Raw genomic sequence first — 12867 nt, forward strand, 5'->3', positions numbered from 1 at the left:
ATAATCTTCGAAGTTTTTCTAAAGAGTTGATATAATAGAAACAAACTATTAAGGGGGCATTAAAATGAAGGCTATTATTTCATACGAAACACCTCTAGAACAAGCACATTTCACTGCAAAAAATGATGAGAAAAATATGTTTTATAAAGAAAATACAGAAGAATCTGTAGAAGGCTCACTTCAGTATGACGTACTAGACGCGGTTGGTGAATTTAAAGGACAACCTGGCTATATTGTTTGTAACAACATTTCTGTAACAGACGAAGGTCGCCCAGTATTTGAAAACCGCTTTAAAAACCGAGCAGGCCTAATCGAAAATGAACCTGGCTTCCAAGCGATCCGCGTTCTTCGCCCATTAAGTAACGATACATATGTCATCTTAACGATGTGGGAGACTGAGCAAAACTTTAAAGACTGGACAGAATCACGTTCATTCGAAAACGCTCATAAAAAACGTCCTGCACAAGCAGAAGGACAAGCTCCGGCGCATCCACATGCAGAAGCGCAAAAGAGTATTTTCTCTCGCCCATCTTTTGTGACTACTTTTGATGTGTTAGTTTAGAAATTCGCAACATTTGGTGCGTGAAATGATATCGACCGCACGACAAAAAAGGAAACACCACTACACGCTGGTGTTTCCTTTTTCTTTGTACCAATTATATATACGAAGTGCGTCTTGTTTACGCATATGCCTCACTTCATAACCATGCCCAGCTACCGCTACGGGAGTTGTACATAGTTCATCTTTTCTTTGAAAATACGATTGATTATATCCTACTGCTTGGACGTGTCTTCTTCGCATCATTCCTGTATATTTCGCAAGACCTCGGTACACCATCGTTAATTGATTTTCTCTCATCACGTAACCGCTGCTTGTGTAACGAGCGTATGCAAGTATTGTAAATACGATACATAGCGGTATCAGAGTGAACAACGCGGTATGTTGTTTAAAATATATACTCGCACCGACAATTGGCACAGCGAGCACCGCACTTGTAATCCAGCCCATGATGACGTAACGGCGTAGTGCCGCTTTCGGTAAATGAACGATTTCCTCTTCCATTTCATATGGCAACTGCAAATAGGTAAGTAACTGCTGTACATCTTTTTTCTTCATAAAAGGGTGTAACATCACTTCATTGCCGGCTGATTCTATACTTTGAATGACTTCCACTTCGACAGAGCAATAACCGAAAGGCTGGCGAAGAATTCCTTCTTTCACAGTAATTGCTTGAATACGGTGCAGTTTTAACACAAACTCTTTCTTTTCAAATAACCCTTGCACGATGCGAATTTCATTTCCTTTTCGCTCGATTTTAAAATTCGCGTATTTTAACGCATAGCCGGCCGTAGAAACGACCCACGAAATTGCCATTAAAATCACGGCCATAACAATTAATTCATATACACCGTTATCCATCACATACGCTTCCACTTTATTAATGAGCCATTTTGGAAGAAATTCATTAAACTCTGCGTAAATAAAAAGCAGTCCAGAAAATACTAATCCGAATCTACCAGATGTAATGGATGCGAATAAAATTTCTTTCGTTGTTAACTGATAAATCGTCTTACTTTCTTCTTCCGCGGGCGCTTCTTCACTCACAATACTTCTTTCTTTATGTAATAAAACCATTAATTCTTTCACTTCGTCTTCTTTAATACCAGCCAACATCACTTCTGGCTCACTACCGCCGCCCGCTACTTCTATATTCAATTTCGTAAGCCCAAGTAGTTGATAAATGACGTTAGAAGACGTACTAATGTTTTGCACACGGTCTTTATTTAAGTAACTTTCTTTCTTAACGAACACACCATGCTTTATATGTAAAATATTATTCTCAACCCAGTACACTTTAAAATACCATTTTACAGCTGAGAAAATGGCCATAATAGTTAAAAGGAACAATAAAACAAAATAAAATAAATACCACGGTTCATTCTCGTCTGAACGAAATAGAACAAGAAAAATAAAAGGTAATAAACCTGCAATTCGAATGCCTAATAATATTGTGATCGGATGTTGCCTCTTATACATCCTCATCACTCACCTTCGCAAGTTCTCCAATTTGTCTTTTCAACTGTTCCGCTTCTTCTTTCGTTAAACCTGGAATACTATGAGAAGTTGCCGCTGTTGAAATATGTAACTCTGCTAAATTATACTTTCTCATAATCGGCCCTTGTTCGATCGTCACGTGCTGTACACGAATCATTGGAATAAGCACTCGTTTTACAACGAACATTCCCTTTTGAATCTCAATCTCTTCTTCATTTAATCTGTAACTATAATAGCGTTGACGTAAATTCGGAAACACAAAATAATCAAGCGGGATAAATGTAATAGCGCCTGTTACTAACAATCCGAACAACCAGCCCCACCAGTTAAAGTTAATCATAAAAAAGAAATACGCAATTACGACTACTACTATAACCGCCGCCCCAATTAAAGCATGAATCCTCCACACTTTCAGCATATTAGCATGAATCTCCCTTTCTAACGGCTGCATCTCATCACTCCAATTATATGAATTTATTAATTACATATTAGTTGGTTTATACAGTTTTGTAAAATTATCCCGCTATTTGCGGGCAGTAAAACTCCCACCTCAAAATTCAGCTGGAGCAAAGAAGTTAGGTGGGAGTCGGGCTGCCCGTTAACGCCCGATTGGTGAGGGCTGATTAAAGTTTCACTTTATAGTTTTCTACATTGTATCGAGAACTTCTTTGAAATTCCCTTCATGAATGGAATACACTTGAAACTGAATGTAATCTATCTCATTCGTATCCGGATCAGCAAATGGTAAAATAGTAAATCTTGCTGCCGACCTTCCTAACATATCTACAATCATAAGAGCAACATCAATATGCTCAAAGTCTACACGGAATGCTACCTCTTCTCCCGTAAACTCATAATCTTTAATTGCATCATATGACTTATTCGCACTTATGAGCGTCACTTTTAATAGTTGGTTGAAATTTTCTGGTTTAAAATTAATCATTTATATAACTCCTTTTCCAATAAAACACTACGAAAACAGTGTAATCTTATACTTTCATAGCTTCACACATCAATTATATAAAAAATAAAGCTAGTTTTTTATAATTTTTTTGATATAATTACTTACGGGAAACGGGAAGAATTTTGTCTTCCCTTGTGTTTTTATTTGCATCTAGTACTTTTGCTAGATGCCTTTTTTTTATACTAAAAAAGGCATCCTCAAATAAGAAGGATACCTTTTTACTTTCATTATCTCTGTTTTGTTGCTGTTAAAATTCCACTGATTAAAGTTTCACTTTATTCACCGATCTTTACATTATGCTCCTTAGCCAAGTTGTTAAGATCCTGCTGATATTTCCGCATACCTTCTCTTCCTTTTGCTAATTTATCATTAGCTTGAGCAATGAGTCCTGTATCTTGTTTCTCTATAGCATCTAGTATAGTAACAAACCCTGATTGCTGTTCGTTAGCTGCCTTAATATATCCTTCATGAATCTTTGAAATCTCACTATTATCCACTTTTATAGCCTCTAGCTTCTCTACAAATTCCTTATACTCTGGAATAATTACATCTTGAAGTTCCTCATGTAGAGTTTCGTCGTCCTTGTAATTACTTCCAGTTACACTTTCATAATCCTTTATCGCTTTTCCCTCCAAAGAAGCAAGAGGTTTTATGTCTTTATTCATATACGTTAATAAATCTTCTTGAACTTGATCCTTCCCACAACCAGTAAGGGCTAATAATAATAAACTTCCTATAATTACTTTTTTCATAAACAATTCCCCTCCCCATGTCTAATTAACTACTATATTATGCCATTTCCATTACACATTTTCTATATCCATATATATTTTTTTATGAATTTATTATTCAATTACTTATACAGTCACATATACTCCTTGTACTTGCTTTTTACAACTATTTCTCTTGTAAGTAACTTCAATTGTATATTTTTATGCAGTATAGCACTTAAATATATTGGATACTTATCAGCATTATTCCCTCAAATTGTTTTTTAGAGTGTAAAGGCCATATTTAAAATACATCTGAAAAAATTTTAGCTATTAAAGTAATACTTTATTCAGGCTTTTAGAGGTTACTTACAAATCACCCCAAAAAGCGATTGCTTTGTTTGCTCTATATAAGACGGCGTTAATTCTTTCATCACTACATAAAAAAATGTTATTACTCCTGTTGAATTGAGTAATAACATTTTTATTTATAAACTACTTAACAAATTTGCTTCCAACTAGTATCTTTTATATCTTCGCTAGTCGGTTTTCTAACTAAGCCAACACAACATTCCTCGCAAGCACCGAACGTAATGAAATTTTTCTGCGCTTGTCTTAGAGAAACTTCATTTGCCCCGCCTTCAAAATCAGGATCGTTAAGCTGAACCTGATCATCTTCCCAAAAACATATGCTACAAATCTCATAGGTACCTGGTGGTTCTTCTTCTAAAGTTTCACTTTATATCCGCAGCATGGACAAGTGTGTTTCATTTTGTCACTCCATTACCAACTTATTTTTCCTCCCATATATTCCGGCCCACAAAGAATGTAACAGCGCAAATCATAGTTATCCCTATGAAATATATCATTTCAAGAGTACGAATTTCTTCATATGCAGCTGGAACTCCTACCATTACAGACAAAAAGATAAAAACAATACTAAAAGCTAAAAAAAGATATAATAGCAAAGATATAATATAGCTCAATTTAAATCGTAAAATGATAAATCTAAATAATAACTCCCCCAGAAGACACCCACCTAAAATAATAGGTACTCCGAAATACAATGTAAGGACTCCCATTTGCGAAGTAGATTGAATTACCTTTCCCAGTATGTTCGGCGAAGTCATCTCATCATTTTTTCCCATCCTATCATATAAATCAAGTGCCGTTGCTGAAATAAAGAAACTTAATATAGAAAATGAATACGGAATTAAAAATTTGCTCACTCTCATTCACCTCACTTTTTTCTTTACCTATATTATTCATTATTTGCACATGAAAAAAAGCTCGTCTTCCGCAAAAAACGAGCCATTCTATCTAATTCTCACTTATCCTCTTCTTATACCAATCCTGCATTCTCTCCGCATCTTCTACTCTCGTATGCTCTAATTTATACTCCGATGACGCACTAGAAAACTTATAGGTACATAAATTTGCACGGCGCTGGAAATATGATTGTGTTTTTTCAATTGATTGGACGTGTCTTCTTCTGACAAGTCCTGTATATTTTCCGACGCTACGATGTACAAGTGTAATTTGCTCTCCATTTACACTGTAACCATTTGTTTTAAATGTTGCGTATCCAAGTGTAAAGATGAGGATCGCGAGCGGTAGTAATGCCCACATGATGAAATACTTTTCAAAGTATATGCTTATTCCCGTAAGCGGAATTGCTAGCATGGCGAAGAAGATGAAACTATCAATTAAATAACGGCGCAAGGCTGCTTTTGGTAATGCGGTAATGTTTGTATTTAGTTCATATGGTAATTGTAAATGAGCGAGTAACTGTTGCACACGATCTTTACGAATAATCGGATGCAGTGTAACTTTGTCTTTCTCTTCGCCCATTCCCTTACTTTGAATGACTTCTACTTGCACAGCACAATAACCGAACGGTTGGCGTAAAATACTTTCTTTTATCGTAATACCTTGAATACGGTGTAACTTTAGTACGAGTTCTTTTTTCTCAAGTAACCCTTGCGAAATGCGGACTTCATCATTTTTTCGATTGACTGTAAAATCCCCATGTTTTAACGCATATCCAATTGTCGATATAATCCAAGAAACGACTAGTAAAATAGCTACCATGTAAATCCAGCCATATATATCATGGTCCATTACATAAGCCTCTACTCTATTTTTGATCCCTTTCGGAATGTACTCGTCCACTTGGTTATAAACGAAAAAGATTAAAGAGAATAATAATCCAAATTGACCAGATGTAATAGACGCTAATAAAATTTCTTTCCAAGTTAACTTGTATTCTGTCGCTTGTTTTTCCTCTGTAATAATTTCTTTTTCTACTGCATGTTCTGCTACTTCGTCTAACGCTTCTTCTGCTTTCACTTCTGGAGTCGGCTCATTTAGTAAGGAAATAAGCTCCTTCGCTTCACTTTCCGTAATACCAGCTAGGCTAACTTCTGCATCATCGCCTCCGCCAGCTGTTTCGATTTGAATTTTCTTTAAACCGAGCATTTGATATAACACGTTAGAACTTGTATGAATCGTTTGGACACGTTCTTTATTTAAGTAGCTCTCCTTTTTCACAAAGAGCCCTTGTTTCACATGTAATACGTTATTTTCAACCCAGTATGTTGTGTAATACCATTTTTCAAATGCTGAAAAGATAGTGAGTAAGCCAAATCCTGCGGGAATTAAATACCAAAACGGGAATTTCCCATTCAAGCTAAACATGAAAATAATTAATGGCACAAAATCTGTTATTTTTAATTCTAATAACATCGTGATGGGATGCTGCCTCTTATACATCCTCATCACTCACTTTCGCTAATTCTGCGATTCTCGTTTTTAACATTTCTGCTTCATACATCGTTAACCCTGGAATACTATGAGAAGTTGCTGCTGTTGAAATGTGCAGTTCTGCTAATCCATACTTTCTCATAATTGGCCCTTGTTCAATCGTTACGTGCTGTACACGAATCATCGGTACTAATACACGTTTTACGACGAAAAGACCGTGTTGAATTTCAAGCTCTTCTTCATTTAGTTGGTAGCTGTAATAACGCTGACGTAGTTTCGGGAATAAGAAGTACGAAAATGGTGCGAACGCAACTGTTAGCCCAATCATCACATACAAAATCCACGCCCACCAATCAAACTTTATCATGAAGAAAAGGTAAGCTAAAATGACGAGAATACCGATCCCTTCTTCAATAACAGCCCGAACTTTCCATACCTTGACCATGTCAGGGTGAATTTCATTTTTCAATGGATCCATGTAACCACTCCAAATCTAGTAATCTAATATATGAATTCTCTCAAGTTATATTTTACATAACTTTACAGAAAATTCATATTCATTCTTCTTTATCCCTCTTCTCAGGAATAAAATATCCGAACCAAAGTAGCCAAACAAGACCGATTAACTTCAGCCAACTTCCATCCGCCTGAAAAGCTTCAACCATTCCTGGAATTTTATAAATCCCAACGAATCCAAGAAACCCGAGCCACCAGTTTTTTTGCATTTTCACGTTTACTCCTCCTTCATGACGTTTTTCACATTTTGAATCCAAATTTCTTTATACTTTAACTGGAATCCCATCAGCATATAGTTGCTCATATTATCAATAACGAGCGCTAACGTGTGGGCATTTTCTTCTGTTGCATGTTGTGACACAACGCCAAGTTCCACACCTTTCTTCAATAAATCGTGGAAACCATTTAAGAAATTTTCTTGTATTTCAAATAAACGTTTCTGATACTTTTCATTTCGCGCCGCAGTTACGATAAATTCATTTATAACGCGCAGTATTCCTTCTTGCCCTTCATACTCCGATAACATATGTAAACCATCTGCGATTAACTTTTCTGCAAAGTTTTCTTTCGTATATTGTTCTTTATCAAAATAACTCATGAAATGATACCCAGAAAAAATCTCTTCAAATAAAAAATCTACTAGAGCTTCTTTAGATGAAAAATGATAATAAATAGCTGGCTTTGATATTCCAACTTCTTTCGCAATCATGGAAAGACTCATCTTCTCAATGCCATGCTCTGCCATTAGTTTAAATGAAGCTTCTACAATGTGGTGCGATGTTTGTAAATTCTTTGTCATACTGTACCTCACTCTTTTTTACTTACCGGTCGGTAAATAAATTGTAAAATGAAACGGAATGATTTGCAAGTGAATCAAATTTTTAACAGGAGATTCTTGATGAATTTAGAAAAGTATAAAGTAAAAACAACGTATAACAATAAGGGGGACATTTATATGGGATTTAGTGGTAAAGGTGGTAGCGGCGGCACTGGTGGCGGTGAAGATGGACAAGCTGGTAAGAGCGGATTTCCATTCATCATTGTACTCTTTATCGTATTGATTATAGTTGGAGCTAGTTATAGCGGACTTGGCTTCTAGGAACAGACACATTCAAGTAGTTCCCAACTTAGCCGGACACACAAAATAGAAAGCTCTAGTTATATAACAACCAGCGCTTTCTATTTTCAGTATTCTTATACATAATGTGTGTTTCATCTGTATTTCATTATTGATCATCCACAATAATATACGCTGTTCTAATTGGCCCATGTACACCTACGACAAGGTTCATTTCAATATCCGCGCTATTTGACGGACCAGAAACGAAATTCACACAAGCCGGCAGGTTTTCTCCCGCTTCATTTTGATTATGAATAAGTTTTGTAGCTTGGGTTAATCTTGGTACGATCGTACTTTTAGGAACAATTGCAATATATGACTCCGGAAGAAGGCTAACATGTCTTCCTTTTAACCCATCATTAAATAGCACAACGGTTCCCGATTCTGCCAAAGTCATATCACTGAATGTAATGCCAAGGTCAGCAGCTTTCGCAAACGCTATGTCCTCATCTTTATGATCTAATCCCCATGCCCGAAAATGTGTTGTACCTTCATTTTTGAAAAGCGGAGTAAGACCATACTCATTAAAGCGCTCATCATTCGCATACATCGCAGATTTGATATTCCAATCTGTTATAAAAGACCCCAATGTTTCAACAAGATTTTCCTTCGTTGTTCGCTTTACTTCTGTATGAATCACTTCGCAGTGCTCTATTAACTGTAATACAAGTTCGTCTTGCGAAAGTCCGTCAAACACATTCCACTGCGGGGAAACAGACCATTTCGGTTTTTCCACTGCTTCTGGACGTTTCCTGCCAAGCTTTTCTGATAATTGGAATAAAAATTCCTCACGATTTTGGATGGCCATCATTATTCTCCTTTTCGTGTTTTTTAAACCACTCTCGAAACGGTTGTTTTTTCGGAACTGGAAAATCTCTCGCATCCGTCCAATCTTTTAACGGCCCAATGCCGCGCTCGATCTTATCTCCTTTTGCAAGAGGCTTTAATGCATACGGAGCACTCTTCGCTGCGAAAGAAAATAATTTAGAACTATTCACTACTTTTTCAAAGCCTTTCATAGCTACGTTCCAAGCTACGGGTGAGTATTTTTCTTGTACAATGCGGCTACGATGCTTAATTAATAAGTCATGTAACGGGATTTTCACTGGACACGCTTCTGTACAAGCACCACAAAGGCTAGATGCATAAGGTAAATCCTTATATTCATCATATCCCCCTAAAAGCGGTGTCAACACAGCTCCAATTGGTCCTGGATAAATAGAGCCATATGCATGTCCACCAATATGCCTGTATACAGGGCACACGTTAATGCATGCCGCGCAACGAATGCACTGAAGGACACTTTGGAATTCTGTTCCTACAATATCAGAACGGCCATTATCAACAATGACTAAATGAAATTCCTCAGGTCCATCCGTCCCGCCTGGCTCAGTTAACCCTGTAATATAACTTGTTAACTTTTGTCCTACAGAACTTCGGCATAAAAGTGTTACTAAAACATCAAGCTCTTCCCATGTCGGAACGATACGTTCCATCCCCATAACTGTAATTAACGTTTTCGGAAGTGTCGTCGTAAGTCTTGCATTTCCTTCGTTTGCTACGATAGAAATGGAACCAGACTCTGCAACAGCAAAGTTACATCCAGTCACCCCTATATCTGCTGCAAAAAAATCATCACGTAAATATGCTCTTACAAACCTCGCCATTTCCGTAGGATCAGATGTTCCAGTGTAATTTAACTTTGTTTTAAATATTTCACAAATGTGTTCTTTATCTTTGTGAAGACACGGAACAACAATATGTGACGGAGGATCATGGTCGTTCACTTGTAGAATAAATTCCGCAAGATCTGTTTCTAACACTTCCGCTCCGGCTTCTTCAATCGCTTCATTTAAACTAATCTCTTCCGTTACCATCGATTTGGATTTCACAATTTTTTTCGCATTTTTCTTTTTTACAATCCCTTTTACATATTCCCTTGCATCTTCGGCAGTCTTTGCAAAATAAACAAAACCACCGTTTTTCTCAATATTTTCACTCAGCTCATATAAATAATAATCAAGGTTTTCTAATGTATGCTTTCGAATTTCTTCTCCTAAAGCTCGCCATTCTTCCCAATTCCCAAGACTCTCAGTAGCTTTTAATTTCTTGACTCTCAGACCATCTTGCGCTTTCCTGACAGCCTTTCGCATAAATTGATCCCCAATGCCTGTTTCAGTACGCTTATGAAAGGGATCGTTCCCAATTTTCATTCCCATCTCTATATCCCCCTCCTATTTTCGATCTTCATTTAATACTTGAGCAATATGTTTTACATCAATCGGATAACCATTACGTGTTAAACGTCCTTTTATATTCATTAAGCAGCTACAATCCATCCCAATTAACACTTCCGCACCGGTTTCCATAATATGCTTTACCTTTTCCTCAACCATTTGCTCAGAAATTTCCGGCATTTTCACTGAGAATGTCCCTCCAAATCCACAGCAATCATAATTATGCGGCAGTGAAACAACTTCCAGTCCCTTTACACATTTTAATAATTTTTGCGGCGGTTCCTTAATCCCCATTAATCGGCTCATATGACAAGATGTATGAACCGTTGCTTTTTTATGAAGCTCCGCACCTAAATCTTCTTTCCCTAATACTTCAACGAGAAATTGTGTGAATTCATATGTTTTATTTGCAAGTTCAGTCGCTTTTTTCTTCCACTCCGCTTCACTTTCAGAAAATAAACCGGAAAACTCATGGACCATCATAGCGCAAGACCCCGATGGTGCCACAACATACTCTGAACCAGCAAAGGCTTCAATCATATGTTTTGCAGCTGTTTTTGTTTCTTTCACGTACCCGCTATTATAAGCAGGTTGTCCGCAGCAAGTTTGAGTTTTTGGAAAATCAACTTCACACCCTAAATCTTCAAGAATTTCCACAACATCTTTTCCTACTTCTGGATAAAAAACATCTGCCACACAAGTGATAAATATTGATACTTTCATATTTGCACCCCTAAATACAGTAAAGTAAGCTCAAATAGCTTTATAACCAAATCTGCCTTATCTGTATATTATTGGTAATATAATAAAAAAATATGAATAGAAATAGAAAAAAAGACTCTCAAATTTGAGAGTCTTTTTATTTGTTTAGAACTTCTTTAATTCTTAACGCTTTCTTTTTCATTCCGAAAAACTATATTTCCATTTACCATTGTAAAAATAACCTTAGCATCTTTAATTTCTTCCACCGGTGCAGTAAACAAATTCCGATCTAGCACAACTATGTCAGCTAACTTTCCTTCTTCTATTGTGCCTAATTCCTTTTCGCGAAATGAGGCATACGAAGGAGTATACGTGTATGCTCGTAACGCTTCCGCTAATGATATTTTCTCTTGCGAATTCCATTTCACACCTTCATCATCTAGCCTTGTTACAGCTCGGTAAATTTCTGGTAACGGGTTTATTGTAACAACAGGATAATCGCTGCCAAATACAAGCATTGTTCCTGCATCCATTAATGTTTTCATCAAGTAATTGTATTGCATTCTTTCTGATCCAATTAACCTTCTATATACTTCTCGACTTGTAAGATTAATATGTTCAGGCTGAATAGACGCCATCACCCCTAGTTTTTGAAACCGCTCAATATCATTTGGATGAATCATTTCGACATGCTCAATTGCGTGCCTTGCATCTCTTTTTCCATTCTGTATTTCAGCTTCTTCAAAAACATCTAATGCTAAACGTACAGCTCCATCTCCTATTGCATGAAACCTTACGCGAAAGCCCTCCTTATCAGCCGCTACTGTCCATTTTTTTATGATTTCTGGTGGATATGTAGTATGCCCTCTTGTCGTTTCTTCATTATATGGTTCAAGTAAATATGCCGTATAACTAGTTGTTACTCCATCAATAAATTGTTTAAACCCACAAAATTGAACCATACTAGATTTGTATTTTTCCTTTAAGGATCTTGCTAAGTTTAAATCTCCATTTAGCGGAGCAACAAAATGAATTCTCGTTGTTAACTTTCCTATTTTTTCAAATTCATCATATAACTCAGCTTCTTCCACGCCCATTTCTGGTATCCTCAATAAATCATGCACAGAGGTTACTCCATATTTCGCAGCTTCTATTAAAAAATTCTGAAGCAATATCCTATTTCGTTTAGAGTTAAACTGCAATACACTAGTTGCTAACCCCACTGCATTTTCCTTTAAGACTCCTGTTAGCTCACCATTTTGATCCCTGACAATTTCTCCGTATGGTGGACTCTTAGTTTCTTTATTAATCCCTGCCATTTCGAGTGCTTTACTATTTAGCCAAACACTATGAAACTCAGCATGGTATAAAAACACCGGACGATCTGCAACATACTCATCCAATATCATCCGATGTGGCTCTTCATGAATTTCCCACAAATTCTGTTCCCAACTGCTTCCAATCACACAATTTATCTCGGTATTTCGTTCAGCAAATTCCTTTACAAGCTTTCCAACTTCTCTAGCTGAACGCGCATGAATTAACTGTACTCCCTCATTTACTAAACTTCCTAACATTAAATGAATATGGAAATCATGAAATCCAGGCATAATAAGCTGATTTCCAAAATCATGTACAATTGTGTCAGCATCTACATAGCCATGAATCTCTTCTTTCGGAACAAGAGCAATAATCTTATCATCCTTAACAATAATTGATGCCGAGATAGGTGTTTCTCCTATACCCGTAAATACAGCCTGACTACTTAAAATCATATCCGCTTTTTTTCTCATAATTCT

Annotated in this window: 15 protein-coding genes and 1 pseudogene; 2 read left to right on the forward strand and 14 right to left on the reverse strand. The window is 36.7% G+C overall.

What is annotated here, in order from left to right:
* Nucleotides 1-64: 64 nt before the first annotated feature.
* Nucleotides 65-562 (forward strand): heme-degrading monooxygenase HmoB, encoded by a 498-nt coding sequence (gene hmoB, locus COI75_RS08455; RefSeq protein WP_098448302.1) that lies wholly within the window; start codon nt 65-67, stop codon nt 560-562.
* 60 nt (nt 563-622) lie between these two features.
* On the opposite strand, the gene COI75_RS08460 is transcribed toward hmoB, so the two are convergent.
* From COI75_RS08460 to COI75_RS08505, 10 genes and pseudogenes are all read right to left on the reverse strand, one after another.
* Nucleotides 623-2038 carry a PH domain-containing protein gene (locus COI75_RS08460; RefSeq protein ID WP_098448303.1) on the reverse strand — a complete coding sequence of 472 codons (1416 nt, stop codon included), beginning with the start codon at nt 2036-2038 and terminating at the stop codon, nt 623-625.
* A complete protein-coding gene (locus tag COI75_RS08465) occupies nt 2031-2507 on the reverse strand; it encodes a PH domain-containing protein (protein ID WP_098448304.1) in 477 nt (158 codons plus the stop codon). The genes COI75_RS08460 and COI75_RS08465 overlap by 8 nt, the downstream gene beginning before the upstream one ends.
* Before the next feature lie 195 nt (nt 2508-2702).
* On the reverse strand, nt 2703-2999 hold the full coding sequence (locus tag COI75_RS08470) for a protoporphyrinogen oxidase (protein WP_098448305.1): 297 nt from the start codon (nt 2997-2999) through the stop codon (nt 2703-2705).
* A 296-nt stretch (nt 3000-3295) separates the two neighbouring features.
* The gene (locus COI75_RS08475) at nt 3296-3772 is read right to left on the reverse strand and encodes a hypothetical protein (RefSeq protein ID WP_000755742.1); all 477 of its coding nucleotides are present in this window, start codon (nt 3770-3772) and stop codon (nt 3296-3298) included.
* Between the two features lie 457 nt (nt 3773-4229).
* A pseudogene (locus COI75_RS08480) lies at nt 4230-4501 on the reverse strand (CPCC family cysteine-rich protein).
* Nucleotides 4502-4521: 20 nt separating this feature from the next.
* A complete protein-coding gene (locus COI75_RS27255; RefSeq protein WP_098448306.1) occupies nt 4522-4965 on the reverse strand; it encodes a hypothetical protein in 444 nt (147 codons plus the stop codon).
* Nucleotides 4966-5050: 85 nt separating this feature from the next.
* Nucleotides 5051-6502, reverse strand: a complete 1452-nt coding sequence (locus COI75_RS08490) for a PH domain-containing protein (protein ID WP_098448307.1) — start codon at nt 6500-6502, stop codon at nt 5051-5053.
* The gene (locus tag COI75_RS08495) at nt 6495-6971 is read right to left on the reverse strand and encodes a PH domain-containing protein (RefSeq protein ID WP_000371353.1); all 477 of its coding nucleotides are present in this window, start codon (nt 6969-6971) and stop codon (nt 6495-6497) included. The genes COI75_RS08490 and COI75_RS08495 overlap by 8 nt, the downstream gene beginning before the upstream one ends.
* A gap of 79 nt (nt 6972-7050) precedes the next feature.
* A complete protein-coding gene (locus tag COI75_RS26830; RefSeq protein WP_000783818.1) occupies nt 7051-7224 on the reverse strand; it encodes a hypothetical protein in 174 nt (57 codons plus the stop codon).
* 2 nt (nt 7225-7226) lie between these two features.
* Nucleotides 7227-7808 carry a TetR/AcrR family transcriptional regulator gene (locus COI75_RS08505; RefSeq protein WP_098448308.1) on the reverse strand — a complete coding sequence of 194 codons (582 nt, stop codon included), beginning with the start codon at nt 7806-7808 and terminating at the stop codon, nt 7227-7229.
* Between the two features lie 156 nt (nt 7809-7964).
* Here COI75_RS08505 and COI75_RS08510 point away from each other — a divergent pair, with 156 nt between their 5' ends.
* Nucleotides 7965-8108: a YjcZ family sporulation protein gene (locus COI75_RS08510; RefSeq protein WP_080013376.1), complete on the forward strand. Its 144-nt coding sequence runs from the start codon at nt 7965-7967 to the stop codon at nt 8106-8108.
* Nucleotides 8109-8235: 127 nt separating this feature from the next.
* Here COI75_RS08510 and COI75_RS08515 read toward each other — a convergent pair whose 3' ends face one another.
* The 4 genes from COI75_RS08515 to COI75_RS08530 all read right to left on the reverse strand — a co-directional run bounded on the left by COI75_RS08515 (nt 8236) and on the right by COI75_RS08530 (nt 12861).
* Entirely contained in the window at nt 8236-8937 is a 702-nt protein-coding gene (locus COI75_RS08515; protein ID WP_001007537.1) for a LutC/YkgG family protein, read from the reverse strand.
* The gene (locus tag COI75_RS08520; protein ID WP_000525458.1) at nt 8918-10348 is read right to left on the reverse strand and encodes a LutB/LldF family L-lactate oxidation iron-sulfur protein; all 1431 of its coding nucleotides are present in this window, start codon (nt 10346-10348) and stop codon (nt 8918-8920) included. Before COI75_RS08520 ends, COI75_RS08515 begins: the two co-directional genes overlap by 20 nt.
* A gap of 15 nt (nt 10349-10363) precedes the next feature.
* A complete protein-coding gene (locus COI75_RS08525; protein WP_000868613.1) occupies nt 10364-11089 on the reverse strand; it encodes a (Fe-S)-binding protein in 726 nt (241 codons plus the stop codon).
* A gap of 155 nt (nt 11090-11244) precedes the next feature.
* Nucleotides 11245-12861 carry an amidohydrolase gene (locus COI75_RS08530; protein WP_098448309.1) on the reverse strand — a complete coding sequence of 539 codons (1617 nt, stop codon included), beginning with the start codon at nt 12859-12861 and terminating at the stop codon, nt 11245-11247.
* Nucleotides 12862-12867: the final 6 nt, after the last annotated feature.

It is taken from the genome of Bacillus cereus (genome assembly GCF_002564555.1).
GTDB lineage: Bacteria > Bacillota > Bacilli > Bacillales > Bacillaceae_G > Bacillus_A > Bacillus_A cereus_K.

Bases quoted from the DNA above. Each gene is read 5' to 3' on its own strand.
- COI75_RS08465 (WP_098448304.1), bottom strand. From the start codon at position 2,507: ATGCAGCCGTTAGAAAGGGAGATTCATGCTAATATGCTGAAAGTGTGG.
- COI75_RS08515 (WP_001007537.1), bottom strand. From the start codon at position 8,937: ATGGCCATCCAAAATCGTGAGGAATTTTTATTCCAATTATCAGAAAAG.
- COI75_RS08520 (WP_000525458.1), bottom strand. From the start codon at position 10,348: ATGGGAATGAAAATTGGGAACGATCCCTTTCATAAGCGTACTGAAACA.
- COI75_RS08470 (WP_098448305.1), bottom strand. From the start codon at position 2,999: ATGATTAATTTTAAACCAGAAAATTTCAACCAACTATTAAAAGTGACG.
- COI75_RS27255 (WP_098448306.1), bottom strand. From the start codon at position 4,965: ATGAGAGTGAGCAAATTTTTAATTCCGTATTCATTTTCTATATTAAGT.
- COI75_RS08475 (WP_000755742.1), bottom strand. From the start codon at position 3,772: ATGAAAAAAGTAATTATAGGAAGTTTATTATTATTAGCCCTTACTGGT.
- COI75_RS08460 (WP_098448303.1), bottom strand. From the start codon at position 2,038: ATGTATAAGAGGCAACATCCGATCACAATATTATTAGGCATTCGAATT.
- COI75_RS08510 (WP_080013376.1), top strand. From the start codon at position 7,965: ATGGGATTTAGTGGTAAAGGTGGTAGCGGCGGCACTGGTGGCGGTGAA.
- COI75_RS08525 (WP_000868613.1), bottom strand. From the start codon at position 11,089: ATGAAAGTATCAATATTTATCACTTGTGTGGCAGATGTTTTTTATCCA.
- hmoB (WP_098448302.1), top strand. From the start codon at position 65: ATGAAGGCTATTATTTCATACGAAACACCTCTAGAACAAGCACATTTC.
- COI75_RS08495 (WP_000371353.1), bottom strand. From the start codon at position 6,971: ATGGATCCATTGAAAAATGAAATTCACCCTGACATGGTCAAGGTATGG.
- COI75_RS08490 (WP_098448307.1), bottom strand. From the start codon at position 6,502: ATGTATAAGAGGCAGCATCCCATCACGATGTTATTAGAATTAAAAATA.
- COI75_RS08505 (WP_098448308.1), bottom strand. From the start codon at position 7,808: ATGACAAAGAATTTACAAACATCGCACCACATTGTAGAAGCTTCATTT.
- COI75_RS08530 (WP_098448309.1), bottom strand. From the start codon at position 12,861: ATGAGAAAAAAAGCGGATATGATTTTAAGTAGTCAGGCTGTATTTACG.